General features: G+C 41.6%; 23 protein-coding genes. 8 read left to right on the forward strand and 15 right to left on the reverse strand.

The genetic code is table 11. The annotated features are described in order from the left end of the window. Positions 1-24 precede the first annotated feature (24 nt). The 3 genes from nrdR to glnK form a co-directional block, all read right to left on the reverse strand. Positions 25-483, reverse strand: coding sequence for a transcriptional regulator NrdR (gene nrdR / locus B9T33_RS15675; RefSeq protein ID WP_067763170.1), 459 nt, complete (start codon positions 481-483; stop codon positions 25-27). A 139-nt stretch (positions 484-622) separates the two neighbouring features. Further along, a complete protein-coding gene (locus B9T33_RS15680; protein WP_086179823.1) occupies positions 623-2,026 on the reverse strand; it encodes an ammonium transporter in 1,404 nt (467 codons plus the stop codon). A gap of 61 nt (positions 2,027-2,087) precedes the next feature. Further along, the gene (glnK, locus tag B9T33_RS15685; RefSeq protein WP_067763174.1) at positions 2,088-2,426 is read right to left on the reverse strand and encodes a P-II family nitrogen regulator; all 339 of its coding nucleotides are present in this window, start codon (positions 2,424-2,426) and stop codon (positions 2,088-2,090) included. Positions 2,427-2,703: 277 nt separating this feature from the next. Here glnK and B9T33_RS15690 point away from each other — a divergent pair, with 277 nt between their 5' ends. Both B9T33_RS15690 and B9T33_RS15695 read left to right on the forward strand, forming a co-directional pair. Continuing rightward, entirely contained in the window at positions 2,704-2,931 is a 228-nt protein-coding gene (locus B9T33_RS15690; protein ID WP_086179824.1) for an accessory factor UbiK family protein, read from the forward strand. Positions 2,932-2,997: 66 nt separating this feature from the next. Beyond that, positions 2,998-4,488, forward strand: coding sequence for a YifB family Mg chelatase-like AAA ATPase (locus B9T33_RS15695; protein ID WP_086179825.1), 1,491 nt, complete (start codon positions 2,998-3,000; stop codon positions 4,486-4,488). A 59-nt stretch (positions 4,489-4,547) separates the two neighbouring features. On the opposite strand, the gene B9T33_RS15700 is transcribed toward B9T33_RS15695, so the two are convergent. Together B9T33_RS15700 and B9T33_RS15705 are read right to left on the reverse strand one after the other, a co-directional pair. After that, positions 4,548-5,279, reverse strand: a complete 732-nt coding sequence (locus B9T33_RS15700; RefSeq protein ID WP_086179826.1) for a TorF family putative porin — start codon at positions 5,277-5,279, stop codon at positions 4,548-4,550. A 404-nt stretch (positions 5,280-5,683) separates the two neighbouring features. Beyond that, the gene (locus B9T33_RS15705; protein ID WP_086179827.1) at positions 5,684-6,451 is read right to left on the reverse strand and encodes a TorF family putative porin; all 768 of its coding nucleotides are present in this window, start codon (positions 6,449-6,451) and stop codon (positions 5,684-5,686) included. Positions 6,452-7,175: 724 nt separating this feature from the next. Here B9T33_RS15705 and B9T33_RS15710 point away from each other — a divergent pair. Continuing rightward, on the forward strand, positions 7,176-8,477 hold the full coding sequence (locus B9T33_RS15710) for an OprD family outer membrane porin (RefSeq protein WP_086179828.1): 1,302 nt from the start codon (positions 7,176-7,178) through the stop codon (positions 8,475-8,477). 103 nt (positions 8,478-8,580) lie between these two features. Here B9T33_RS15710 and ppa read toward each other — a convergent pair whose 3' ends face one another. Further along, positions 8,581-9,117, reverse strand: coding sequence for an inorganic diphosphatase (gene ppa, locus B9T33_RS15715; RefSeq protein WP_086179829.1), 537 nt, complete (start codon positions 9,115-9,117; stop codon positions 8,581-8,583). 121 nt (positions 9,118-9,238) lie between these two features. After that, positions 9,239-9,637: an MAPEG family protein gene (locus B9T33_RS15720; protein ID WP_086179830.1), complete on the reverse strand. Its 399-nt coding sequence runs from the start codon at positions 9,635-9,637 to the stop codon at positions 9,239-9,241. Between the two features lie 110 nt (positions 9,638-9,747). On the opposite strand from B9T33_RS15720, the gene B9T33_RS15725 reads away from it, so the two are divergent. Further along, entirely contained in the window at positions 9,748-10,140 is a 393-nt protein-coding gene (locus tag B9T33_RS15725; protein WP_086179831.1) for a hypothetical protein, read from the forward strand. Positions 10,141-10,214: 74 nt separating this feature from the next. Here the strand turns inward: B9T33_RS15725 and B9T33_RS15730 are convergent, their stop codons facing one another. From B9T33_RS15730 to B9T33_RS15755, 6 genes are all read right to left on the reverse strand, one after another. Beyond that, positions 10,215-11,894: a long-chain-fatty-acid--CoA ligase gene (locus B9T33_RS15730; protein ID WP_086179832.1), complete on the reverse strand. Its 1,680-nt coding sequence runs from the start codon at positions 11,892-11,894 to the stop codon at positions 10,215-10,217. A 149-nt stretch (positions 11,895-12,043) separates the two neighbouring features. After that, a complete protein-coding gene (gene parC, locus B9T33_RS15735) occupies positions 12,044-14,263 on the reverse strand; it encodes a DNA topoisomerase IV subunit A (protein WP_086179833.1) in 2,220 nt (739 codons plus the stop codon). Between the two features lie 163 nt (positions 14,264-14,426). Further along, positions 14,427-15,746 carry an MFS transporter gene (locus B9T33_RS15740; RefSeq protein WP_086179834.1) on the reverse strand — a complete coding sequence of 440 codons (1,320 nt, stop codon included), beginning with the start codon at positions 15,744-15,746 and terminating at the stop codon, positions 14,427-14,429. A gap of 147 nt (positions 15,747-15,893) precedes the next feature. Further along, positions 15,894-16,538 carry a trimeric intracellular cation channel family protein gene (locus B9T33_RS15745; protein ID WP_086179835.1) on the reverse strand — a complete coding sequence of 215 codons (645 nt, stop codon included), beginning with the start codon at positions 16,536-16,538 and terminating at the stop codon, positions 15,894-15,896. Positions 16,539-16,597: 59 nt separating this feature from the next. Then, positions 16,598-17,065 carry a YchJ family protein gene (locus B9T33_RS15750; protein ID WP_086179836.1) on the reverse strand — a complete coding sequence of 156 codons (468 nt, stop codon included), beginning with the start codon at positions 17,063-17,065 and terminating at the stop codon, positions 16,598-16,600. 82 nt (positions 17,066-17,147) lie between these two features. Beyond that, positions 17,148-18,719, reverse strand: coding sequence for a TerC family protein (locus B9T33_RS15755; protein WP_086179837.1), 1,572 nt, complete (start codon positions 18,717-18,719; stop codon positions 17,148-17,150). Positions 18,720-19,039: 320 nt separating this feature from the next. Here B9T33_RS15755 and B9T33_RS15760 point away from each other — a divergent pair, with 320 nt between their 5' ends. Continuing rightward, positions 19,040-19,660 carry a TIGR00730 family Rossman fold protein gene (locus B9T33_RS15760; protein ID WP_086179838.1) on the forward strand — a complete coding sequence of 207 codons (621 nt, stop codon included), beginning with the start codon at positions 19,040-19,042 and terminating at the stop codon, positions 19,658-19,660. Positions 19,661-19,741: 81 nt separating this feature from the next. Here B9T33_RS15760 and B9T33_RS15765 read toward each other — a convergent pair whose 3' ends face one another. Beyond that, a complete protein-coding gene (locus B9T33_RS15765; protein WP_086179839.1) occupies positions 19,742-20,707 on the reverse strand; it encodes a hypothetical protein in 966 nt (321 codons plus the stop codon). Between the two features lie 156 nt (positions 20,708-20,863). Further along, complete coding sequence (locus B9T33_RS15770; RefSeq protein ID WP_086179840.1) at positions 20,864-22,765, reverse strand: choice-of-anchor I family protein; 1,902 nt, start codon at positions 22,763-22,765, stop codon at positions 20,864-20,866. Between the two features lie 175 nt (positions 22,766-22,940). On the opposite strand from B9T33_RS15770, the gene mdtD reads away from it, so the two are divergent. The 3 genes from mdtD to B9T33_RS15785 all read left to right on the forward strand — a co-directional run bounded on the left by mdtD (position 22,941) and on the right by B9T33_RS15785 (position 26,268). Beyond that, positions 22,941-24,332 carry a multidrug transporter subunit MdtD gene (gene mdtD, locus B9T33_RS15775; RefSeq protein ID WP_086179841.1) on the forward strand — a complete coding sequence of 464 codons (1,392 nt, stop codon included), beginning with the start codon at positions 22,941-22,943 and terminating at the stop codon, positions 24,330-24,332. An 85-nt stretch (positions 24,333-24,417) separates the two neighbouring features. Continuing rightward, on the forward strand, positions 24,418-25,194 hold the full coding sequence (locus B9T33_RS15780; protein ID WP_086179842.1) for a GH25 family lysozyme: 777 nt from the start codon (positions 24,418-24,420) through the stop codon (positions 25,192-25,194). A gap of 60 nt (positions 25,195-25,254) precedes the next feature. Continuing rightward, a complete protein-coding gene (locus B9T33_RS15785; protein ID WP_086179843.1) occupies positions 25,255-26,268 on the forward strand; it encodes an MBL fold metallo-hydrolase in 1,014 nt (337 codons plus the stop codon). Positions 26,269-26,287 lie beyond the last annotated feature (19 nt).

The following is a 26,287-nucleotide window of genomic DNA, read 5'->3' on the forward strand; positions in this document are numbered from 1 at the left end:
TTATAAAAACGAAGATGATGCAAATTAATGCTCGCGTTGCTGCATTTGTTCAATTTGACGACGGAATGCTTCAACGTCTTGAAAGTCTTGATACACCGAAGCAAAACGCACATAAGCCACATGATCTAAAGCAAACAACGATTGCATGACAATTTCACCAATCGTACGAGACTTAACGTCACGCTCACCTAAACGGCGAATTTGCAGCTGAATATCACTTAAGACAGTTTCAATCTGCTCTTGCGTCACTGGGCGTTTCTGCAATGCATGCATTAAAGAACGACGAAGTTTAGCTTCATCAAAAGGCTCACTTTTTGAGTCCGACTTAATGACACGAGGCATCACCACTTCATAACTTTCAAAAGTGGTAAAACGTTCACCGCAACTAATACATTCACGGCGGCGGCGAATCTGACAGCCCTCAGCAGCAAGACGAGAGTCAATCACTTTGCTGTCTTCAGCGTTGCAAAATGGACAATGCATAGCGGTTAAATTGAACAAAACCTAACGGATTTAGAGTGTAGCAAATATTTTTAATTTTGTAGAGCTTTACGCTAGATATGGAAAAAAAACAGCCCTTTCGGGCTGTTTTACACAATATATTGATTATTGCTTGAAGTGATTATTCGATACGTTCGCCGTGTTGACTTAAGTCTAAGCCCATACGTTCATCATCTGCTTGAACACGGATACCAATCACAAGATCAATGACTTTCAGAATAATGAACGTCAACACTGCTGAGTAAGCAACTGTTGCAAGTACACCCTCAACTTGTACCCATAATTGATGCATCACATTGCTTGGCGCGGCATCGCCCATGATGAATTCGCTTGCAAAGAATGCTGTAAGGATGGCACCTACAATACCACCCACACCGTGCAGACCAAATGCATCTAGAGAGTCATCAGCTTTAAGTGCACGTTTCAGCGCAGTAATCCCCCAGAAACATACCACACCACCAATTAAGCCCATTGCCAATGCACCGCCTACAGTCACAAAACCTGCTGCTGGAGTAATCACAACCAGACCTGCGACTGCACCTGAAGCACCGCCTAATACAGACGCTTTACCACGCACCACTTTTTCAGTGATTAACCATGCAATTGCGGCTGCGGCTGCTGCAACTTGAGTCACAACCAATGCATAACCTGCTGAACCATTTGCGCCGAGTGCTGAACCACCGTTAAAACCGAACCAACCTACCCATACTAAGCTTGCACCGATCACCGTTAAAGTCAGATTGTGTGGTGCCATTGATTCACGGCCAAGTCCCATACGTTTACCCAACATGTAAGCTGCAACCAAACCTGCAACACCTGAGTTAATGTGAACGACAGTACCGCCAGCAAAGTCTAGAGCACCATCACTTCCTAACCAACCACCACCCCAAACCCAATGGGTAATTGGTGCGTAGACCACGATGCTCCAGATGGTAATGAATGCAACAAAGGCACCAAATTTCATACGTTCAGCAACCGAACCACTAATAATGGCAACCGTAATGATGGCAAAAGTCATTTGGAAAATGACAAAGAGAATTTCTGGAATAGAGCCTGTTAAAGCGTCGGTACTAATGCCTGACAACATGACTTTGTCGAGACTACCAATAAAAGCATTGCCCTCGCCGAAGGCTAAGCTATAACCGACAATCACCCACGTTAAGCTCACGATACCTGCAGCGACAAAGCTATGTGCCATCGTGCTGAGTACGTTTTTCTTACGCACCATACCGCCGTAAAATAATGCTAAACCCGGAATGGTCATCAGTAAAACAAGTGCTGTCGACACAAGAATCCATGCCGTATCACCAGTGTCCAGCTTTGGTTCTTCTTCTGTAGCTGCTGGTGTAGTTATTTCCGCTGGAGCAGGTGCTGCAGCTTCAGTAGAATTAAGTGTTGCGGTTTCAGCTGCAGTATCAACTACAGTGATTGCTTCTGAGGGTGCTGTTGCGGTTTCTTCAGCCCACGCAACAGAACCACCTAAAAGTGCACTGGACAAGCCGAGTGCAATTAGCATTTTTTTCATTCGTATCCCCCGACCTGATTTTCTGAGTTATTAGCTACTCAGCAAACTTCATGCCAATTTTTTAAACGGCATCAGCACCTGTTTCACCAGTACGGATACGGATGACTTGTTCCAGATTGCTTACAAAAATTTTCCCATCACCAATTTTTCCAGTGCTTGCAACACGGGTAATTGATTCAATTACGGTATCAACCATTTCATCACTGATTGCGATTTCGATTTTTACTTTTGGTAAGAAATCAACCACATATTCAGCACCACGATAAAGTTCAGTGTGACCTTTCTGGCGACCGAAGCCTTTAACTTCAGTGACAGTGATCCCTTGAACACCATTTTCAGAGAGTGCTTCACGCACATCATCTAATTTAAAAGGTTTTACAATTGCAGTTACGAGCTTCATGTTTGTTTTCCTTCGGCTTCTTTCACCTGTAAGGTTTTATGTTCAATTTTCATGCCAATATGACTATAGTCGGGGGAAAATAGTCAGCTCGACATGAGATTTCTTTATAACCTATTTTATACGGATAATCTTGCCTATGCTTAGAAAAATAGACATTTTTACTAGAAGAATTACGATTTTCCTGATCGATTAAACACATATTTAAATCAAAGCACTATGGACATGAATGTGGCGATGTTAAACTGCTGCCACCAATTCACTGAGGATGGTCAATAGAATGATTGAAACCTTATTACAAGCGATATTAGAACAAATCGATCAACCGAAAAAAGACGTCGAACATAACCTTCGCAGCTTACTCAACGAAGCCGTTAGCAAAATGGATCTTGTTTCTAAAGAAGAAATCGAACGCCAACGCACTGCCCTAAATAATGCAAATTTACGTTTAAATGAATTACTGAAACACGTTGAAGAACTCGAAGTAAAAATTCAGAACAAAAAATAAGCACCTTTTTAGTGCAACAAAAGACGCATAACGATTAAAAATAATGCACCATAACGGAACAATAATATGTCTTTTGCAAAAATCTATACGCGGGGCTTGCTCGGCTTACACGCACCCCAAATTGAAGTTGAAGTTCATGTCAGTCAAGGTCTTCCTTCACTGACCATCGTTGGCCTGCCTGAAGCAGCCGTACGCGAAAGTAAAGACCGTGTACGCTCAGCGATTATCAATAGTGGATTTCAATTTCCAACCAAACGCCTCACCATCAATCTTGCTCCAGCAGACCTCCCCAAAGATGGTTCAAGACTGGATTTACCCATTGCACTGGGTATTCTCATTGCATCAGGTCAATTGCCAGAACATGCTGGTGCTGGCTTAGAATTTATTGGTGAATTGGCACTCGATGGTCATTTACGACCTGTCAGTGGTATTTTGAGTATAGCCATTGCCTGTCAACAAGCGGGACATCGCTTGATTTTGCCTCTGCAAAATGCCGATGAAGCAGCTCAACTTCCCGACTTTAAAGTTTTCCCTGCAAACCATTTAAAAGCAGTCTGTGAGCATTTGAGTCAGAACGTTGCAATCAATGTGCATAGCACTTCAAATTCACAAATACGGCATGCCTATCATTTCGACTTATCCGACGTAAAAGGTCAGCTCCGCCCTCGACGTGCTTTAGAGATCGCTGCAGCAGGGGGACATTCCTTACTTTTTCGTGGTCCACCCGGTACAGGTAAAACCTTACTGGCCTCTCGATTAGCCAGTATTTTGCCACCACTCAATATGGAAGAAAATTTAGAAGTTGCCAGTATTTATTCTATTGCTGGATCGCAGCATCATTTTGGGCAGCGCCCTTTTCGTGCACCGCACCATACGGCGTCGGCAATTGCATTGGTCGGTGGGGGTTCAAATCCCAAACCTGGTGAAATTACATTGGCACATTTGGGTGTGTTATTTTTGGATGAACTTCCTGAATTCGACCGAAAAGTGTTGGAAGTGCTTAGACAACCTCTCGAGTCCAAAGAAATTGTGATTTCACGCGCTTCTCGTCAAATTACCTTCCCTGCAAACTTTCAGTTGATTGCCGCGATGAATCCTTGCCCATGTGGCCATGCATTCAATCAAGATAGTCGCTGCCAATGCAGTGCAGAAAGTATTAAGCGATATCAGAACCGTATTTCAGGCCCCTTACTGGACCGAATTGATTTGCATATTGATGTTCCACCCCTCGCTGCACATGAATTACAAAGCACCCAAAGCGCTGAAAATTCGACGACGGTGCGTGAACGTGTGATTACTGCGTATCAACAGCAAATGCAAAGACAGCAGCGACCCAATATGGCTCTGACCCCGACGCAGCTAGAACAGCATTCGATTTTAGATACAACAGCACAAAATATTATGCAGATGGCTCAACAACGCATGAACTTATCTGCCCGTGCCTACCATCGGGTTTTACGTGTTGCACGAACTATTGCTGACTTGGCCCAAAGTGAACAAATCAATGCACAACATATTTCGGAAGCTTTGTCTTACCGCTCAAATATGAATTCATAATTTAGTCTAAATATAAAAATGGCGACACAAGGTCGCCATTTTTTACAAAACATGCTGTCTTAGAATTCGTATTTTAAACCCAGTACTACTTTATTTTTTTGCTTTTCATCAAAACGGTCATACCCCCCCAAAGTATAGTTCATGCTTGCAGTTACACCCGTATCTGCCAGTGGTTTACTCAAGCCAATATCAAAATGACGAAAGCCAAAACTTTCTGTTGTGCCTTCAATGAAATCACCTGATTTTTTATAGGCATATAAACCTAGTGCTGTGTCTAAGCTAAAATCTTGAGGTAAAGGATAGCTATACGATGCTTTGAAGTAAGTATCACCGGTATTCCCCCAGAGCGTATCTTCTAACAAGGTTTGCGCAGTTAAGCCAAAGTCTTTGTAATTTAAGCCGACTAAAGTTTCTAAGCCATTTGCATCGCTCGTGTCGATATCGTAATAATAGTAATAGGTTAAACCTAATGTATAACCAAGATCATCGTTGATTGTACCGTTGTAGCCAGCATAGAAATCATTTTCAAAACCGTTCGGAACATCATCACCATAATTGAGTGTTGAACCCCAGTAGCCCGCATAGAAACCAGAGGCATGGCTGTAATCTAAGCCACCTTGAATTGTTGCATCTTTATTTTCTGGCACATTGGTAATCCCGCGTAGGTTATAGCTAGAAAGAATGCCAATATTTCCTGAGAACGAATGTTCAGAAGCTGGAGCTTCAGCAAAAGTTAATGTAGAAGCTGATCCTAGTACAGCAAGAGATAAAGCTTTGAATGCAAATTTCATTATTGGTTCCCCCACATCGTGCAACGACGTATTTTTGGTTATTTCGTTTAACTCAAGTGGGTATTTGCAAGCGCTGTGCCAAAGTTAAAAAAATGATTAATTTTTTTATTTTTTTAAAAATTCATCTCGCATTATTTATCTTTTAAGCATTTGTTTAATATTAATTTTTATGTTTTAAAATCATTGTTTCATTTTTTTCAAATGACGATGCTGTAGCGTTTTTAAATTGATGTTCATTGTTATGAATCGATAAACCCGTAGATGTAACAGAATTTTTAAAATGCACTTTTTTGAGTATGTTTTTTCAACACAATATCCAAAGGTGCATAAAAAAAGTGCACAATTTTCATTATGCACTTTAAAAATTAAGCAAGGTTTAGAGCTGTATTTTAGTCTATGCTTTTTTAAAACGAGTACGTTAAGCCGACCACAACATTGTCATCGAAACGTTCGCCTTCACGATCTTTACCACCCCAGACATAATCCGCAGAAAACTCCAAACCTGTATCGGCAATTGGCTTACTGAAACCTAAACGCGCTTCTGTAAAGGTTAAATCTTCTGTGGTTGTGACTAAGCTGTCATCACGGCTATCATTATAGATTGAAACACCGACAGATGTATTCAGAGACAGGTCATAAGGTAGTGCGTAACTATAAGCTGCATTGAGGTACACATCTCCAGCATTGCCATAGTTCACATCGGAAAGTAATACTCCCATGCCCACAGTAAGGTCTTTATAGCTCACGTCATTTAACAACTCGACGCCAGTTGTACGACGCTTTTCAGAACTATCATCATTATAAACTGAGCCACCACCTTGGTAGACATAAGCAATAACTTGAGATTTATAACTCCAATCTTCATTGAGTTCACGACCATAACCCACATAGAAGTCATGTTCAAAGCCATGCGATTGTGATTCGTCTGTCGGGTCGTAGTTCAACATTGAACCCCAGTACCCTGCAAAAACACCACTACGATGGGCATATTCCAAACCAGCTTGAAGGCTTGGATCATCATTTTCTTCACCACCGCGGTAAATGTATTTATTCACAACACCTAAACTGCCCGACCATACACCCGTTTCAGCTGTAGCTTGTTCTGCAAATGCAGGAACACTTGCAAGTGATACGAAAGCAAGTAAAACCGCTTTTTTATAAAATTGACTCATAGGGTGTCCCAGCATGAAACCTTGATCAGATTTGGCTTCGTGAAAAATTAGCGCTGATTTTAATCATTTTTGCATCTGTGTATAGCTAATTTAGAATAATTTTAAAGTTTTTTTGATTTTTAATCTTATAAAACAACAAACTTTTTATACAGTTTAGTAAAAAACAAGCTTTTTATTTATCAAATATATTTTTATATCTTTGCTTCAAAGTATCGCATTACTCAATCCATAAAACATGACGATTCACGTTTCATTTAAAGAAATTTAATTTGAGAATTAAATACCTGCTTTTTAAGATACTTCCGTGATGTATATGTTGTTTATTAATTCAAATCATCGCCATTCATATTGATTAAAAATAAATCACTCCTAATTCATTTTAGAATTAAAACTAAAATCAAAAATTTGATAAATTGAATAAAATAATTATTGATTTATTTATCAGATGCTTACTATTTAATCAAATCCTAGATTTTACCAATCTTTATATTTTTTTATGATAAGTAACAAACTAAAATCTCTTTAGATTTAAATATATTCAATATAGATAAACTATTCCTTATACAACAACAACATAGCTTAAAATTATTATTCTACTGCTAACCCAATATCTGAAATAGCCGTAACTTTAGTGTAATAAGCGCATTAAAAATGATGTTTTTTTTACGAAAAAATATACAATCGCACTACATATTAACCAAACTTTGCATGAGGCTCTCTCCCAATGCTTAAAGCTCAACAACTGACACTCGCAGTACTCGTAAATGCTGCTCTTATTTCAACTGCTTTTGCGAGCGAACAAAGTGAATCTAAAGGCTTTGTGGAAGATGCTGAAGGCTCTGTATTGTTCCGTACTGGTTATTTACATCGTGATAAAAAAAATGGCGTAGATGATACTAGCTCTTTTGCACAAACTGCTATCGTAAATCTTGATTCAGGTTTTACCAAAGGTACAGTTGGTTTTGCAGCGGGTATTATTGGCGATGCATCAATCAAACTTGGTGAAAATGCCCATACCGGTAACGATATGATTCCAACGCACAATGACGACTCTGCTTATGATCATTGGGCTCGAGGTGGTGCATATGTAAAAGCACGTATTTCAAATACGACTGCAACTTACGGTACACAACTTCTCGACATCCCTGTTTTAGCAAGTAATACTGCACGTTTAGTACCTGAATACTACACAGGTGTTTTAGTTGAAAGTAATGAGATTAATAATCTTAACCTAATCGCTGGTAAATTCACTGAAAATCAATTATCAAATCAAATTAATTCTGATGGTGCTAAGTTAGAGCGCGCAATTGTTTGGGGTGCAAAATACAAAGCCAATGATCAATTAAATCTTGCTTACTATGGTACAGATATTAAAGATCGTTTAGATCGTCATTATATTAATGCCAACTTTACTCAAGGCTTAGCAGATAAAAGCTCGTTGACTTATGATTTAAGCGCTTATCACACAAAATGGGATAAAGATGCTAATCAATATTTATATTCTCAAATTGGTGAAAGCAACGACTCATTCGATAACTCAATCGCTGCTCTTTCTACAACATATAATCGTGGTCCACACAATGTCATGGTTGCTTACCAACAAAACTTTGGTAATACCGGTTACGACTATGGCTTAGGTACAAATGTTGGTGATGGCAAACAATCTATTTACATGCCAAACTCATATCTATCTGACTTTATTGGTAATGATGAAAAGTCTGTACAACTTCAATATACCTATGACTTTGGCGCATTAAATGTTCCAGGCCTATCTTGGACTTCAGCATTTGTTTACGGTTGGGATATTAAAGCCACTGATAATGCTGGCACAATGATTAGCGACAATGAAGAAGAACGCGAATTCTTTAACCAAGTGAAATATACTGTTCAATCTGGTTTTGCCAAAGATGCGAGCTTACGTCTTCGTCATTCTTACTACCGTGCTAGTAATAACTACCAAAATAACTACATTGGTGATACCAATGAATGGCGTATTTGGTTAGACATCCCTGTGAAATTATTTTAATTCCGCAGTCCATCTGAGATAGACATAAAAAAACCTGCACGATGTGCAGGTTTTTTTATGCGTCAATGCTTTTATTCAAAGCATTGACTGAAGCAAAACAAAATTATTTGTTCGCTTCTTCATAAGCAGCAATTGAGCTAAGAACTTCTTGTTTTGCAACTTCAGAACCTTCCCAACCGCTTAATTTTACCCATTTGCCCGCTTCAAGATCTTTGTAATGAGCAAAGAAGTGTTCAACTTGTTTGATCAAAAGTTCAGGAAGATCGGTGTATTCTTTTACATCTTTGTAAAGCGGAGTCAATTTGTCGTGTGGTACAGCGATAAGTTTCGCATCAACACCACCGTCATCTTCCATATTCAATTTACCCACTGGGCGGCAACGAATTACAGAACCTGGCTCTACTGGATGTGGAGTTACCACAAGTACGTCAAGTGGGTCACCATCAAGTGATAATGTATTTGGAACATAACCATAGTTCGCTGGGTAGAACATTGCAGTACCCATGAAACGGTCTACAAATAACGCATCAGAATCTTTATCGATTTCGTATTTGATTGGTGCTGCGTTTGCAGGGATTTCAATAATGACATAGATGTCGTTAGGTGCGTCTTTACCTGCTGGGATATTGCTGTAGCTCATAGCATCACTCTTTAAACAAAGTTAAATCTTTTTTAAACCGGCATAATTATAACGGTTTTTACAGATTTTTTTTTGATTTTACATTTACTGCTGATAATTTAATCAATCACCAACATTTGGCTTAACTAATTTTAATCACCAAGAGTAATAAGCAAATTGGACAGAGCATTGAAAGCAACCAAATAATTGAACGCAGTGTTGACCAATTCGCTAAATAACACATGCCGTAAATCACACGAAGAACTAGATAAGCAATGCCAAAAGTCATAATGAAATATTGCTGAATCACCATATATTCCGCCATTAATATGGCAGCAATAAACAGTGGCAGACTTTCAAAACTATTTTGCTGAACTGCATTGGCGCGACTTGCAAGCCCGGTCGAACGCGCTAAAACTTCACGTGGATTTTGATTGTCACTCGACTTAAAACCCGCTGCTTTCTTAGCAATCATGGTAAAAACATAAGGCAACAAACAAGCGCCTAAAATGAGATAAATGATCCCACTGATGCTTTGCATGTGTTTTTTCTCAGGAAGATTTTTATAGTCGCTATAATAGCATGGTGTTTCGTGAATAAATTTTGTTAAATATAGTGTTTTTTGAATCGACAGATGAAAGGATCTCCCCTATGAGCAGTTCTGATCAAGATCAATTGTTTGAGGTACTTGCCAAACAGAAGCAACATCAGCTTCGGGTGGATCGTGCCTTAAAAATTGTCATTCCCATCACCGCCTTTTTACTTTGTGTCATCTGCGCCAATATCAATATTTGGTCAACCGTACTGAGCTTTGTCATCATGTGGGTGGCCTTCTATGCTGTCTCTATTAAACAACTGCCACTTTGGCATTGGGTTATTGTGATTGCTGTTTATTGCTTAATCGACAATATCCTCAGTTATGGAAGCTTCAATCAATCAGGCTTTAGCCGCCAATTTGGTGCCATGTTTATTTTCTTGGGTGTATTTGGTGTAGGTCGTCGCTACTTTGACCGTTGGTCAATGAGTAACGGAACTAAAATCTAAGTCCATCAACAGATTGATATTTAAATTAAAGCCATAAAAAAAGCGCCCAAAGGCGCTTTTTTTATGCAGCTTGCTTAAGCCGTTTTACGTAAATCTTTACGTAAAATTTTACCTACGTTCGATTTTGGAAGTTCATCCATAAATTCAACATAACGCGGACGTTTATAACCCGTTAAGTTTTCTTTTGCGAATGCCAATACTTCTTCAGTAGTCAAAGATGGATCTTTTTTCACAACGAATAGTTTTGGTACTTCACCTGATTTTTCATCTGGCACACCAATTGCAGCCACTTCCAACACTTTTGGATGTTTCGCAATAACTTCTTCAATTTCAGAAGGATAAACATTGAAGCCAGACACCAAGATCATGTCTTTTTTACGGTCAACGATTTTCACATAACCGCGTGAATCCATAACACCGATATCACCTGTACGGAAGAATCCGTCAGCTGTCATCACTTTAGCCGTTTCATCTGGACGGTTCCAATAGCCTTTCATGACTTGTGGACCACGAATCGAGATTTCACCTTGTTCGCCTAGTGCAACTGCATTGCCATCATCATCTAAAATCGCAACTTCAGTTAACGGCAAAGGAATACCAATCGTGCCGCTGAATTCCATAGATGCTGGTGGGTTAGCTGTCGCAACCGGAGAAGTTTCTGACAAGCCATAACCTTCGATAATATTGGTACCCGTTACTTTCTTCCACGCTTCTGCTGTAGAAGGAAGTACGGCCATACCACCGCCCATCGCCATTTTCATTTTGCTATGGTCGAGTTGTTTAAACTCTTCATTATTCACCAATGCATTGAATAAGGTATTCACTGCTGGGAAGAATGTTGGTTGGTATTTACGTAATTCTTTAATCACCGCAGGAAGATCACGCGGGTTTGGAATCAATACGTTAGCTTGGCCTTTGTACATACCGTAAAGTGCACATACCATGAAGGCAAAAATGTGATATAGCGGTAGCGCACAGAAGATACGGTCATCTGGCTGACCATCTTGCTGACCAAATTTACTTTGGAAGATACCATCACATTGCAACATGTTCGAAACAAGGTTGCGGTGAGTCAGTTCTGCACCTTTTGATACACCCGTTGTACCACCCGTGTATTGCAACACAGCAGTATCACTTAGGGTCAAGTTTGGACGTTTATAGTTGCTTGCACTGACTTTCGACATTGCAGCATTAAAACGGATATGACCTGGAATGTTCCATGCTGGAATTTGTTTACGTACTGAACGTAATACAAAGTTCACTAAAGTACCTTTTAAGGTACCAAGCATATCACCTACAGATGCCACGATCACATGTTTCACAGGTGTTTTACCAATAATCGCTTGGTAAACAGATGCAAAGTTTTCAATGATCACTAACACTTCTGTACCCGAGTCATTTAATTGATGCTCAAGTTCGCGTGAAGTATAAAGTGGGTTGACATTCACCAATACCAGACCAGCACGGAATACACCTAGTGCTACAACAGGATATTGAAGAACGTTCGGCATCATTACCGCAACACGTGTCCCTTTGGCAAGGCCAAGACTTTGTAAATACGTTGCAAATTTACGGCTAGCTTCATCAAGTTCTTTAAATGTTAATACTTTATCCATAAAGATAAAGGCATCACGAGAGCCAAACTTCTGGAAATTCTGCTCAAAAATATCAACCAATGATGTGTTTTCAGCGGGTATTTCTACAGTTTCTGGAATCCCGGTCTTTTGGTATTCAGCGAACCAAATCTTTTCCATAACGCCCAATTCTCCTGTCGTAATCCTTAAAAAATCTAACTGTTTTTTTTCAATATTAAGCGGTCTTTATTTAACTTGTGTGTGCTCAATATTGCATCCATTTCACGAATTAAGCATATATAACGTATTTCGTTCCATGGATGCTAGTATTATCTTTGAATGAACAGTTTATTTGCTTTTTGATATCCCCGTGGTAACAACACGCCTTTAGATGCGCGTTTGCCCACATATTTCTGCAGATCATCACCTTTGAGCTTTAATTGTTGATTACCTGCAAGCACTTGAATTATTTCATCTAAATTCACAGTTGTCATGGATACAATTTGATCTTTTGCTTCAAGTTGTATCAATTTATTACCCTTGCCTTTATTGAGGATCGGTAATTCATCCAATTCAATCAGCAATAAGCGACCTGCTGAACTGAGCAGTGCAAGATGTGTTGCATTTTCTATTGGAGATAAATTCATCACCGCTGCACCCTCAGACAAACTGAGGAACGCCTTACCAGCTTTGGCATTGGTGTCTAAATTTTTTGCTTGAGTTTTAAAGCCGTAGCCTTTGCTGCTCATCGCCAAAATTTCAGTATCATCATCTGCAATAAACACTTGTTTAAAGCCGACACCGCTGGCTGGAGAAAGTTTAGAGCTCAATGGCTCACCCAGACCACGTGCCGATGGTAAGGTATTAATGCCCAGCCCATAGCTACGACCAGAATCATCGAGCACATAGACACGTTGGTTGGACTTACCTTGAGCGTGACTTAAGTATTGGTCACCTGCACGGAAGTTCAATTTTTCCACATCGACTTCATGACCTTTGGCAGAACGAATCCAACCCGCTTCAGACAATACTACTGTAACAGGGTCAGCAGGCAACATGTCTTGTTCATTGATCGCATGCGCTTCCGCACGTTTAACGATAGGTGAGCGACGGTCATCGCCAAACTTTTTCGCATCTTCCTTCAATTCATTGATGATCAATGTTTTTAATGATTCAGGGTTAGCCAGTTGCTCACGAATAATTGCAGCTTTGGCCTCAAGTTCTTCTTGTTCACGGCGCATTTCCATTTCTTCAAGTTTAGCCAAATGACGTAACTTGAGTTCTAAAATGGCTTCAGCCTGAATTTCATCAATGCCGAAATGCTCCATCAGCACAGGTTTCGGTTGATCTTCTTCACGAATAATACGGATGACTTCATCAATATTTAGAAATGCGATGATCAAACCTGCAAGGATATGCAGACGTTTTTCAATTTTATTCAGATGATAAGTTAAACGGCGTGTCACCGTATCCTTACGAATCTCAATCCATTCCAATAAAATACGACGAATCGATTTCACTTGTGGACGGCCATCTGCACCAATCATATTCATGTTGACGCGATAGCTAGATTCTAAATCGGTAGTGGCAAATAAGTGGCTCATCACCGCTTCAGCATCAATACGATTTGAACGCAGTACAATCACCAACCGTGTTGGATTTTTATGGTCAGATTCATCACGTAAATCGGTCACCAAAGGCAGTTTTTTCGCCTGCATTTGATCTGCAATTTGAGTAATCACTTTTGAGCCTGAAACTTGATACGGCAACTCCGTAATCACAATTTCATTTCTCTCAATACTGTACACCGCACGAGTACGATAACTACCGCGACCTGTGGTTTGAATTTTCAGTAATTCTTCAGGTGCCGTAATAATTTCTGCACGGGTTGGTAAGTCTGGTGCAGGAATATATTCTGCAACTTTTTCATCGGTCAGATTTGGGTTACGAATCAGCGCAATCGTGCCTTTGACCACTTCACGTAAGTTATGCGGCGGAATATCTGTTGCCATTCCAACTGCAATACCTGTTGTACCATTGAGTAAGATATTCGGTACACGTGCAGGTAGATTAACCGGCTCTTTCATCGAACCATCAAAGTTATCCTGCCAATCACAAGTGCCTTGGCCCAACTCTGACAATAACAAATCACTATAAGCAGACAGTTTAGCTTCGGTATAACGCATAGCCGCGAATGATTTCGGATCATCTGGTGAACCCCAGTTGCCCTGACCCTCAATAAATGGGTAGCGATAGCTAAAAGGCTGTGCCATCAAAACCATGGCTTCATAACATGCCGAGTCACCATGTGGATGATACTTACCCAGTACATCACCGACGGTACGTGCAGATTTTTTGGGCTTACCCGTTGGTTTTAATCCGAGCTCACTCATTGCAAAGACAATACGGCGCTGAACGGGTTTCAGACCATCACTGATATGGGGTAATGCACGATCCATAATCACGTACATGGCATAGTTGAGATACGCTTGTTCGGTAAATTCTGCTACGGAACGGTTTTCTGTCGCATGATGCGCAAGGCTTGTCATAACAACCTATAATCCTAATATGTTCGTTCTTTCTTAAGTTCTTATGCTATGTCGCAGGTGCGTCCTATACAAGGGGCTCAAATCACACACTGCGACAAATTGTGTCTTATGGCGTAAAAATATCCATTTTATTCGCCATGATCAACTAAAAAATCACCAGTCCTTATAGACCAATCGATTCAAGGGTTTTGCCTTTGGTTTCTTCACCTAAAACCAAAATCACCACAGCGACAGCAATTAAAACAGCCGTAAACATCATAAAGACATAGCTAAAGCCATGATCCATATCCATCATGTGCGTCACTGCAAACGGTGCAGCAATACCCCCAATACGCCCAATTGCCCCTGCCCAACCTGAACCAAAAGCACGAATATTGGCAGGATATTGTTCTGGGGTATAGGTATACAAAACGCCCCAAGCACCCAAGTTGAAGAAGGACATGAAGCAGCCCCAAATTACAATTTCGGTAACACTAGCGGACTGACCGAAGAAATATGCCGATACCGCACACATGCCGATGAAACCCGCCAATGTCGCTTTACGGCCGAGTTTTTCCACCAACCATGCCGCAGCAATATAACCCGGCAATTGAGCCAAAATCATGACCAGCACATATTCGAAAGACTGCACGATGGTATAGCCTTCTTTGACCAAAAGGCTTGGCAACCAAGTGAAAATGCCGTAGTACGAAAATACGATACCAAACCAAATCAGCCAAAGCATTAAGGTACGACGTGCAAAAATACCTGACCAAAGCTGAGAAAAACTGATGTTATGCTTTTCAGCAACAGGTTTCACTTCAAAAATTTCGACGACTTCGACACCACATTTGGCTTCAATTTTTTTCACCAAAGCATGGGCTTCATCAAAGCGACCACGGTTAATTAAATACGGTACAGACTCGGGAACCATTTTCCAAATCACGATGGCATACAGTGCAGGAATTCCTCCAATCAAGAAGGCCGCATGCCAACCAAAATCAGGAATAATAAAGCGTGATACCAATGCCGCAACCAGCCAACCTAAACCCCAAAAGCTTTCCAGCAAGACGATAAAACGTCCGCGTACATGCGCAGGAATATATTCGCTGACCAAAGTCACTGCGACAGGCAATTGCCCACCCAGACCTAAGCCCACCACAAAGCGAAACACCAATAGCCATGTTAAGTTCGGTGCAAAGGCACAGGCCGCTGTTGCTAAGCTATAAATCACCAATGTTGTGGCAAAGACCGTTTTACGACCAAAGCGATCTGCCAGACCACCAGAAAAGACAGCACCAATGGCCATGCCGACAAAACCAATCGACACCACCCAACTTTTGTCATTCGGGGTCATAGCCCAATCTTCAGCCATTTTCGCCAAGATAAAGGAGATTAACCCTGTATCCATGGCATCGAACATCCAACCAAGGCCAATAACCCAAAGGAGTGTGTAATGAAACTTACCGATGGGTAAGCGCTGTATACGTGAGACTAAGTCCATAATAAGATCTCTGAACTGGTGAAAGGGTGCATACTGCTTTCCCAACAGGATTTATGATTCTGTACTATTTTTAATGAAATAGTATAAAAAGACCGTACATGTCGTCGGTCTTTCGGGTCTATCCCCGTTTGCGGAACAACTCAATAATTATGAGATATCTTTAGAGGATGAGGACTGATCATGATCATCATCTTTATAAATAAATTTAGGCATTTCTAAGCCAAAGTAAATCGCGATCAGACGTAAGGTAAAGCCAAAGATAAGAGTGGCAATGACGGTCAATTCAAGCGATAAACCAATCTCAATGCAGACCCAGTAACAAATCACTGAAACAAAAGAAATACTGGCATACAATTCACGGCGGAATACCAAGGGTACATCATTACAGAGGATGTCACGTAAAATACCGCCAGACACCCCAGTCAGTACGCCAGCCACTGCAGAAACGACAAATCCGTGCCCCATTTGCAAGGCAATTTGACAGCCAATAATGGTAAAACCAATCAGACCTAATGCATCGAGCACCAAGAAAATGTTACGTAATTGACGCATCCATTTTGCGATAATAATCGTCACAAATGCAGCAATGCAGGTCAAAATGAGATATTCAGGATGCTTGACCCAAGTCAGTGGATAATGCCCAAGCAGTACGTCGCGTACTGAACCGCCACCCAGTGCAGTAACACAGGCAATTAAGGTGACCCCAAACCAGTCCATACTCCGCCGACCCGCAGACAATGCACCCGTCATTGCTTCTGCCGTAATTGCGATAATATAAATGATCAGTAACATCGCCCTTCTTCCACTGAGGGTTAAGATGCGCGCTATTCTAAGCTAAATTATGTCAAATGTTATAAAAATTGCGCGCAACATTGTTTAAATTTTCGACCAGAACCACAAATACACGGCTGCTTCATGGTAATTTTCAAATCTGTCGTTGGATCAAGGAAATACCAACGCTGTTCATGTTTTACAAAATGCGAAACTTCATGATGCACCTGCGCTTGTTGCCCATCATGATAATGTGCTTTGAATTCAACCTGTGCATGGGTTTTATCCAGTTTTTCTTGCGCTTGAACCACTTCTAGCTTCAGCCATTGGTTAGATTCACTCCATTCACGAATAGCAGCAACATCGAGGGCGCTCTGTTGTCCCATAGCGGTCGTCTGTACAATATAGTCGATGTCATGGACTGCAAATGCACTATATCGAGAACGCATTAATTGCGCTGCGGTTTCTGCATATGCTGTGCCCAAATGCAGAGGTTGGCAACAGTTGCGATAAACACCCTGTCCACAAGGACATTGAATTTCTGACATGAAATTTCCAAAAAAAATAGCCCGACAATACAGGCTATTTTAACGAATCTAGCGACAGTGCGTAGACTCAATCTATGTGATTTTAATCTTCACGTGGCATCGGAATGATATGCACTTTTTCAATCTTGTGACCATCCATTGTCACCACTTCAAAGATGTGATGATCGGCATTGAGTTTTTCACCATTCGCAGGTAATCGACCCAAGTGGAACAAAATATAGCCAGACAAAGTCGAATACTGTTCAGACTCGTCGACAAGGTCACGTCCAAGCAATAAAGACACATGGCGAATATCAGTTGAACCCTCTAGTAATAGCGAACCATCATCTAAACTTTCTGCTGCAGTTTCAGGTTCATCTTCATCTGGGAACTCGCCTGCAATGGCTTCAAGCACATCAATCGGCGTGGCAATCCCTTCGATCGAACCATATTCGTTCAACACAATGGCCATTTGTAATGGGGCCTGACGTAATTGTTCCATCACCATCAAGACTTGGGCATTTTCATGCACAATAACGGGATCACGTAAATGTTTTTCGAAATCCAATACGCCCGTTTCGATATAATCGTTCATGACTTTATGGGTCAATACAGCACCGGCAATATTGTCCAGCTCACCATGTGCCACGATTAAACGTGAATGCGTAGTACTAAGTAATTGGGCACGAATTGCTTCAGGTGCTTCGTCTAAGTCAATCCATTCCAATTCTGGACGTGGTGTCATGACCGATTTCACTGGGCGTTCAGACAGCCCCAACACCCCTTGCACCATCACACTGTGATAAGCACCATTTTCTTCATCAAATACTTCGTCAGCAAATGCGCGTGTTGCCAATACATCTTCAGGTTCATTGGTATTGTCTGTGACACTTTTGCCACCGAGCATACGCATCACGGCAGATGCTGTACGGTAGCGCAGGTCAGTCGTTGTCACCATTTTTTCCTGATTGTGACGCATGGTTTGGTTCAAGAATTCGATCAGTACCGAGAAACCAATTGCAGCATATAAGTAGCCTTTTGGAATATGGAAACCAAAGCCTTCAACCAATAATGAGAAACCAATCATCATCAAGAAGCACAGACAAAGAATCACGACAGTAGGATGACGGTTCACAAAGTTCATCAACGGCTTCGATGCCCACAGCATGATGCCTACCGCGATAATCACAGCCACCATCATGATCGAAAGTTCTTTGACCATACCCACGGCAGTGATTACGCTATCAAGCGAGAACACTGCATCGAGCACCACAATCTGAATGATCACCATCCAGAAGGTGGCATGCACAGGATTTTCTTCCTTGAGCATCGGTTTATTTTCAAGACGCTCTCGCAGCTCCATGGTGCCTTTAAACAGCAAGAACACCCCACCAAACAGCAGAATTAAATCGCGTCCAGAGAATGGATGATCAAAGATATGGAACAGTGGATTGGTTAGGGTCACCACCCATGCGATCGACGCGAGAAGCACCAGTCGCATACAGAGTGCGAGTAACAAACCGACGATACGAGCCGTATTACGCTTTTCTGGCGGTAATTTTTCCGCAAGAATGGCAATAAATACGAGGTTATCGATCCCGAGAACAATCTCTAACACCACTAGCGTTAATAAGCCGACCCACGCAGAAGGGTCAGACATCCATTCAAAGATCATTGCTGTATCTCCAGAATGTTTCCTGCGCTAGGATTATTTCGTGTCAAAGTCGAAATCAATTGAAATTGCTGAAACGCTTTTAATGGCGTTTTTTCTAATGAATGTATGTGTGCGGAGCGACAACAACCACTGCCCATGTCGGTTCTTTGCGTATAAAAAGAGGTTTTTAGTATAGCAAGTTAAGCTAAAAATTCATCCTTTTTTACCAAACTCCAATCTCGTTCAGGGCATCTCTGAGCAAATGATTGACATAAAACGGTCATATTTTCATGCCAATGTAGAGCCAACAAAAATAACATGCTAAGGTAAAATTAAACTGAATGAATAGTGGATTAAATATGTCAGAACAATTAACAAATCCCTCTCCCCTCACTTCTCAACCTTTGATTGCGCTTTATTGCGGCTCACGCTCAGGCAACAAGCCCATTTACCAAGAAAAAGCCATTGCATTGGCACAGGGCATTGCAGAACAAGGACTTGGTTTGGTCTATGGCGGTGCCAGTATTGGCCTGATGGGTCAAGTGGCCGATACCGTCATTCAACATGGTGGTGAAGTCGTTGGTGTCATCCCAGAATTTATGTTGGATTATGAAATTGCTCATAGCCATTTAACTGAACTGCATGTGGTACGCACCATGCATGAGCGTAAAGCCATGATGGCCGAGCGTGCCAGTGCCTTTGTCGCGCTGCCTGGTGGTCTTGGAACCTTCGAAGAGATTTTGGAAATTGCGACATGGGGTCAACTCAATCAGCATCAAAAACCGATGATGCTGTATAACGTAAACGGTTTCTATGATGCCCTGATTGCTCAGTTGGATCATGCGGTACTAGAAGGCTTTTTACCCCCTCAGCACCGTGCAAAATTAATCGTGTGTAATTCATCACAACAGATTTTCACTGCACTGAAAAACCTCGATTTCCCAAAACACTTTGTGGTTTAAAGTCACTCATCAACACAATATTTTGATAAAAATAAACGGGGCAAATTTGCCCCGTTTTTAATGATTCAGCCGTATGACAACTTAACCGGATACCATGCGATAGAACCATGGCAATGTGGTTGCCAAGAATATACTCATCAATAAACCTAACATTAATTTCATCGCATCTTTGCTGACATTGCGTGAGGTTCGGTATTTATTCACTTCGTGCAAATGCATCGACATGGCAAATTCACGCCCTGCCAATAACCCTAAGAATACCCAAGTAGTACTCATCGGGATATTACTCCACTCTTTGAATACCAATAAAATAAGGGCATACATAAAGTCGATAATGGTCGCTGAACGAATATCAGCAACGCCTGTTTTAGTATCAATAATGCCCTGAATCGCACCACCACGTTGGTACAGAATGATCCCAAGTAGCACAATAAACACTAAAATTGCAAAAATCAGGAAGCCTAGTGGTACCTGACGTGGCACATAGACAAAGATGTTGGCTAAATCTTGAATTAGCCATTGGCTCCACAAAAATGCTGTCGACACCCACTGTAAGCCGACCCAAATATTTGACGGTGTTTCATCACGGGTTTTGCTGAAATAGACTGAAATGCCTTTCATTACAAAACGATAGACAATAATTGCCACAACAAATGCGACGGCATAGCCCATCATCGATTTGGTCAACATTGAACCTAAACTGCTTGGCGAGAAAATCGTGAGCACCAAGAAAGTGGTACTGACTGGAATGCCATAGCGGGTCAAAATGATCAGCAAGATTGGCGGCACAATATACAGCCACGTTACCCCTTCTTTCGGGAATGGAATGGTTTCTAGTCGCCCATAAGAGGCATCACCCACACCTGATGCATACCAACCATAGACCAAAACAACGGCCAAAATCGTACTGACATAAATCCAGAGCAACCACCACGGACGGTGTGCATTGGATGAAATAAAGGTACCCAAGGTCTGTGGCACATCATTACCGACAATTGAATAGGCCGCGAGACAGAAGCCTATGACCATCAAAATTTCGATTGTCATGAAAACAGAACACCTTTGCCATAAAGAAAAAGCCCTCCAATAAATGAAGGACTCGGGCGCATTATGACAGTTTATTTCGCGTTCATACAATTTAGCGCAATAGATTTATCCAAACAAAATTAAAAATCAAAATAAAACAATTACTTTTAGCTTTAATTATTTCAGTTTTACTTGATAAACTGCAGTTGAACCACTCACTTCATTTCCCACGACCAATAATGGCTGGGCATTTGGTGAATCTTTGGCTGCAATAAATATCAGCCCCTCAGGACCTAAGTCGCCTTGTTTAGTGATATCGGCTTGGCTCACGTCGCGGTCATTAAAATACTGCACGAACTTCGCCTGTTGCGGATTGCTAATGTCATACACCATAATGCCACTGGTACGTTCAAGCCCAATAAATGCAAAGGTTTTTTTCCCGATTTGACCAATCGCTATACCCTCAGGCTCAGGGCCTTTATTATCACTACGGTCATCAAATTTAAAAGACTCATGGTTGCTGTTGAACTGATTGGGTAACATGTCAGCAATTTTATGTTCAAACTCACTTCCTGAGTCCCAAATGATTTGGCGAGTTTCAGTATCAACAATACTGAATGAACGACCACCATAGGCATATAGTTTGTCATAAACCAATTTGCCATCTTCAAGTACAGCTTGGCCTGAAGCATCTCGTTTAAAACCTTGCGTCCAACTTATGGTCAAACGTCCAATTTGAGTATCTTTAATTAAATTATCTGCGCAAATTTCGTTTATATCGCTGGTGACACAAGGTTTAAAGACGCTTGGATCTAATTTCGCCCCAGTTACGCCTGGCACTAAATGGCGCAAATGCGCGGCATAATCCCCTTTGAGGTCAAAACCTGCTTTTTTTAATAAATGCTTGATGCGAATTTCTTCAGCATATCCTTGCGTAAGATCATGACCCGTAAAATAGGCCTCTTCATCTTTGAGCCATTCACGCGCATCACCTTCGTTGGCGGTCACCAAATAACTTTTCCCATTGACCTGATATTGCGCAATCGCATCTGGCATATACATGCCATAAAGCCCAGGCCATGACTTGATGTTGATCATGCCCGCATCTTTATCACAGTTTTCAATTTTTTTGCCGAGACTATCGAGTGCCCCAACCACGCAGTCGCGATCACTCCCATCTAAAGCGTTTTCAGCCAAGCCATGATCTTTTGCGCCCAGTGGAAAAATATCTACAAATTCATCTGCGTTTAAGTCCAAAACCGCAATGGCATTATTTTCCTGCAAACTCACCCAAGCTTTTTGACCATCGGCGCTAACGGCAATATATTCAGGCTCCAAATCCTGCGCAACGCTGGTGGTATGTACACCTTTGCTGGCCACATCGGTATAACTTGCAGTGGCAGGACCAAAAATACGCACACCCGCATCAACTAAACTTTGCTTTTTCGCATTCCATGCTTGGAAATTGGCAGTTTTCACCGTCGGCTTGCTGAGATCTTGTATGTTGATAATACTCACTGAACCTTCAGGATCAACGGCATAGCCTTCATTCGGTTCACCTTCATTTGCGACTAAAACTTTCTTTCCATCTGGGCTAAAAGTCAACATATCAGGGAGTGCACCAACACTGACTTGACTAATGAAACTCAAATCCTGTGCCTTAAAAAATGCCACGATTCCCGGTTGCGTTTTATCCTCTGCCTGTACAGCCAAAGCCACAATGCCATTATGTACAGCTACACTATTCACTTCTGAATGTGCTAAATATTTTTTTGCATCTAAAGACTGTATGTATTTAGGCCATGCAGGCTGTTTAAAGTCGAGAACATCCACCACACCTTCTTTGGCATTCACCACAAATAAGCGTTGGCTAGGTGCATCATAAGCAGGAATTTCAGCCGCACTGGCACCAAAAACTCCAGATTCATAACGCCCGATTTTGATTAACTCAATACTGTCTGGCGTGCTTTCTTCCACCACAGGCGGCGTATTCTGCTCGATATCATCCTGACTGTCGTTGCACGCAACCAACCCCACTGAAAGTATAGATACAATCAATGCCGAAAGCTTTATTCTCATGTTTTAGTTCAACTTTTATTAAAATTATGAACAATTTATAAATATTTGATTGCAGGTTGATGAAGGATTTATGACCGTATTCTTGCAAAGTCTCGCACAAATCATGCAAAGCTTTTACTACAACTTGAGTGCACTAATCCTTTAAACTGTATAAAAATCTCTGCCTTAGCTCATTATGAATACCACGCCATCGCATCAGGCCTTACAACCAGAATTCAGACTTTTGGTTCTGTTGGTGTCTATTGGTTTTTTCATGCAAGGTCTCGACACCACTATTGTCAATACTGCCCTACCCGCAATGGCGCGCAGCTTAGGCGAAGATCCACTACAAATGCACAGTGTGGTCGTGGCCTACGTGTTGTCGGTTGCAGCATGTATTCCACTGAGTGGCTGGTTAGCAGATCGCTTTGGGGTGAGAAATACCTATTTTAGTGCCATTATTATTTTCACTTTAGCTTCGCTCGGTTGCGGCATGGCGACCAGTTTAAATGAACTCTTGGTTTATCGGGTGATTCAAGGCATTGGCGGTGCATTACTTTTGCCTGTGGGTCGTCTTGCCATGCTTAAAGTAATTCCACGCACTCAATTTCTATCTGCAATGAGTCTGATGAGTCTCGCAGGTCTCATTGGGCCTTTGATTGGGCCAACGCTTGGCGGTTGGATGGTAGAAGTCATAACATGGCATTGGATCTTTCTCATTAATATTCCTATGGGGCTGCTCGGTGTACTCATTACCTTTAAGGCCATGCCAAACGTCACTGAACCTAGCGTCAAAGGTTTCGATTTGTGGGGCTTCATTTTGCTGCTTGTGGCAATGGTGGGGCTGTCTCTCGGCATTGAAAATTTTGCTAGCCCGCATCTGCCTTTATGGTGGCGTTTGGCATTGATCATCACTGGGGTGATTGCATGTGCGATTTATGCTTTCCATGCACACACGCATGCCAACGCACTGTTTAGAAGCAAACTGTTCAAAAATCGGATTTATGCGATCGGTATTGTGGGAAATTTCTTTGCCCGTTTAGGTGGCAATGCCATGCCCTTTTTAATTCCGTTGATGCTACAAGTCGCTTTTGGCTTTGAACCGTTCATTACTGGTTTATTGATGATTCCGACTGTGCTCGGCTCGCTGGCTTCTAAACCCATTATTCGTCAAATTATTCAGCGCTTTGGTTATCGCAAGGTACTGTTAGTCAATACATTATTGGTGGGTGCCTGTATCTGTAGCTTTGCCTTAACCACAGCGGATACACCCACTTGGTTACGTGCATTGCACTTTTTTATCTTCGGAATTTTAAATTCACTGCAATTTGTTTCAATGAACACGTTGACCTTAAAAGACTTACCACAGCAAGATGCCAGCAGTGGCAATAGTTTTTTGTCGATGATTATGATGGTTTCAATGAGTATTGGTGTGGCACTGGCAGGAACTTTGGTCAATCTCTTCACTGCCTATTATGGTGCAGAGCAGATGGTCTCAGCCTTTCACACGACCTTGATTTTATTGGGTTGTATCAACCTCATTACCGCAGCGATTTTTTGGCAAATTCCGAAGGATGTGGCGGTATAAGCTATCGATTACTCCAAGTTCAGCAGCTCATACATCTTCACGATATGGATCTGCTATGATAAAGGCGATGCTCGGATAAATATTCATGCCTAAAAAAGTCAAAGCCCCTAACCCAAAAAAATCACTGAAAATCTATCGTCCAATTTTGGCCGTTGTGGGTTTAACTGCGGTGATTGGGTTGGGCTATTTGGGCATTATGCCGCATCGACCTGCATCTGCTGAAGAATATCCCGTGAAAGGTTTTGATGTTTCACATCATCAAAAAGACATTCAGTGGTCAAAAATTTCACCGAAAAAATATCAGTTTGTTTATTTAAAGGCGACGGAAGGCGGCGATTTTAAGGACACTAAATTTCAGGATAACTGGCTGCAAGCACGTGAACAGGGATTGAATGTGGGGGCTTATCATTTTTATCGTCTCTGCCGTGACGGTAAAATCCAAGCGGACAATTTTATAGCCTCCGTGCCCAAAAAATCAGATGCTTTACCCCCTGCCATTGATTTGGAATATGACAGTAAATGCATCAACACCTATAGCAAAGAACAGCTACTCAAAGAAATTAGCGAGATGCACGACCGCCTCTATCATCATTATGGCAAGCAACCGATTTTTTATACGTCGAAGTCCTTCTATAACATTGTGTTAGCGGGTGAATTTAAGCAAACGCCGCTTTGGGTGCGTGAATATAATGGCCTCCCCGATCTCAAAAACAATCCGAAATGGCTCATTTGGCAACATACCAATCAGGGTAATATTCAAGGCATTCCAACCACTGTGGATTTAAATGTGTTCTCAGGTGACCAAAAAGCTTGGATACTTTTTTTAGAAAAAAATGGAATTTCCCAGACCAAAGCACATTGATTTTTAAGGCGATTCAAGCCAACATAGATTAAAAATAACCCATAACATGTTGGACGCAGGATGCGTATTTTAAAAATGAGCCTATGGATGATGGCTGCACTCGTACTGCTATTTGCACTGGTCATCCTCTATCTACTTCAGCCTTCGGGCAAAGTTTCTGATTTTCAGCACTGGCAAAAGCAAGCACAGCTACAAAATACAGTATCCCAGACCGCACACGCTGCCTATACCGTGAAGTTTTTTGGTGTTTCAACCTTGTTGTTTGATGATGGCAAAGATCAGATTTTGATTGACGGTTTTTTTAGTCGCCCATCTTTAAGTCGTATCATATTCAAAAAAATTGAGAGTGATCGCGCCAAAGTGGATCAGATCATCCAAGTACAGGATTTAAAACGGACTCGGGCAATTTTGGTAACCCATTCACATTATGATCATGCCTTAGATGTGCCCTACTTAGCCCAACAACTCCCCCAAGCAAATGTGATCGGATCCAAAAGCACGTTGAATATTGCTCGTGGCATGCACATTCCCGAGTCCCAGTTAAAGTCTGTTAAAGCATGGCAACCCCTGCAAATCGGTGCATTCACCATTACCGCAATACCATCGCAACATACGCCTGCAACCGCAGTCAACAATGACCTTGGTGAAGAAATTCAGCAGCCACTCACGCTGCCTGCACGTTTTTCTGCCTTTAAAGAAGGTGGCTCTTTTGATTATCTCATTCAACATGGCGCTCATCGCAGCTTAGTCAAAGCCAGCACTGGTGCTGTGCCACATCAGTTAAAAAATCTCAAAGTCGATCATTTATTTTTAGGCATTGCCCAGTTGTCCAAACAAAGTGCTGATTTTCAAGATCGCTATCTCCAAGAAACCTTGGCCACGCTAAAACCCCATACGGTCATGCCGATTCATTGGGATAATTTCTTTGCACCCTTAGAACCTGAACTTGAGTTTTTACCGCGCGTTGCAGATGACAGCCCCGCAAGTTTAAACATTTTGATTCAAGCGGCAAAACAGCAGAAAACTCAACTGATATTACTCAGTCAACCTGTGTCGTTTGAATTAGGTTCATAGCTATTGAGCATTCGCAGAC

Source organism: Acinetobacter sp. ANC 5054, assembly GCF_002135295.1.
Taxonomy (GTDB): Bacteria; Pseudomonadota; Gammaproteobacteria; order Pseudomonadales; family Moraxellaceae; genus Acinetobacter.

Coding starts and splice junctions, on each gene's coding strand:
- B9T33_RS15755 (WP_086179837.1), bottom strand. CDS start 18,719: ATGATCTTTGAATGGATGTCTGACCCTTCTGCGTGGGTCGGCTTATTA.
- parC (WP_086179833.1), bottom strand. CDS start 14,263: ATGACAAGCCTTGCGCATCATGCGACAGAAAACCGTTCCGTAGCAGAA.
- B9T33_RS15750 (WP_086179836.1), bottom strand. CDS start 17,065: ATGTCAGAAATTCAATGTCCTTGTGGACAGGGTGTTTATCGCAACTGT.
- B9T33_RS15740 (WP_086179834.1), bottom strand. CDS start 15,746: ATGGACTTAGTCTCACGTATACAGCGCTTACCCATCGGTAAGTTTCAT.
- B9T33_RS15730 (WP_086179832.1), bottom strand. CDS start 11,894: ATGGAAAAGATTTGGTTCGCTGAATACCAAAAGACCGGGATTCCAGAA.
- B9T33_RS15690 (WP_086179824.1), top strand. CDS start 2,704: ATGATTGAAACCTTATTACAAGCGATATTAGAACAAATCGATCAACCG.
- B9T33_RS15705 (WP_086179827.1), bottom strand. CDS start 6,451: ATGAGTCAATTTTATAAAAAAGCGGTTTTACTTGCTTTCGTATCACTT.
- glnK (WP_067763174.1), bottom strand. CDS start 2,426: ATGAAGCTCGTAACTGCAATTGTAAAACCTTTTAAATTAGATGATGTG.
- B9T33_RS15765 (WP_086179839.1), bottom strand. CDS start 20,707: ATGACAATCGAAATTTTGATGGTCATAGGCTTCTGTCTCGCGGCCTAT.
- mdtD (WP_086179841.1), top strand. CDS start 22,941: ATGAATACCACGCCATCGCATCAGGCCTTACAACCAGAATTCAGACTT.
- B9T33_RS15710 (WP_086179828.1), top strand. CDS start 7,176: ATGCTTAAAGCTCAACAACTGACACTCGCAGTACTCGTAAATGCTGCT.
- B9T33_RS15745 (WP_086179835.1), bottom strand. CDS start 16,538: ATGTTACTGATCATTTATATTATCGCAATTACGGCAGAAGCAATGACG.
- B9T33_RS15725 (WP_086179831.1), top strand. CDS start 9,748: ATGAGCAGTTCTGATCAAGATCAATTGTTTGAGGTACTTGCCAAACAG.
- B9T33_RS15760 (WP_086179838.1), top strand. CDS start 19,040: ATGAATAGTGGATTAAATATGTCAGAACAATTAACAAATCCCTCTCCC.
- B9T33_RS15680 (WP_086179823.1), bottom strand. CDS start 2,026: ATGAAAAAAATGCTAATTGCACTCGGCTTGTCCAGTGCACTTTTAGGT.
- B9T33_RS15785 (WP_086179843.1), top strand. CDS start 25,255: ATGCGTATTTTAAAAATGAGCCTATGGATGATGGCTGCACTCGTACTG.
- B9T33_RS15770 (WP_086179840.1), bottom strand. CDS start 22,765: ATGAGAATAAAGCTTTCGGCATTGATTGTATCTATACTTTCAGTGGGG.
- ppa (WP_086179829.1), bottom strand. CDS start 9,117: ATGAGCTACAGCAATATCCCAGCAGGTAAAGACGCACCTAACGACATC.
- B9T33_RS15720 (WP_086179830.1), bottom strand. CDS start 9,637: ATGCAAAGCATCAGTGGGATCATTTATCTCATTTTAGGCGCTTGTTTG.
- B9T33_RS15780 (WP_086179842.1), top strand. CDS start 24,418: ATGCCTAAAAAAGTCAAAGCCCCTAACCCAAAAAAATCACTGAAAATC.
- B9T33_RS15700 (WP_086179826.1), bottom strand. CDS start 5,279: ATGAAATTTGCATTCAAAGCTTTATCTCTTGCTGTACTAGGATCAGCT.
- B9T33_RS15695 (WP_086179825.1), top strand. CDS start 2,998: ATGTCTTTTGCAAAAATCTATACGCGGGGCTTGCTCGGCTTACACGCA.
- nrdR (WP_067763170.1), bottom strand. CDS start 483: ATGCATTGTCCATTTTGCAACGCTGAAGACAGCAAAGTGATTGACTCT.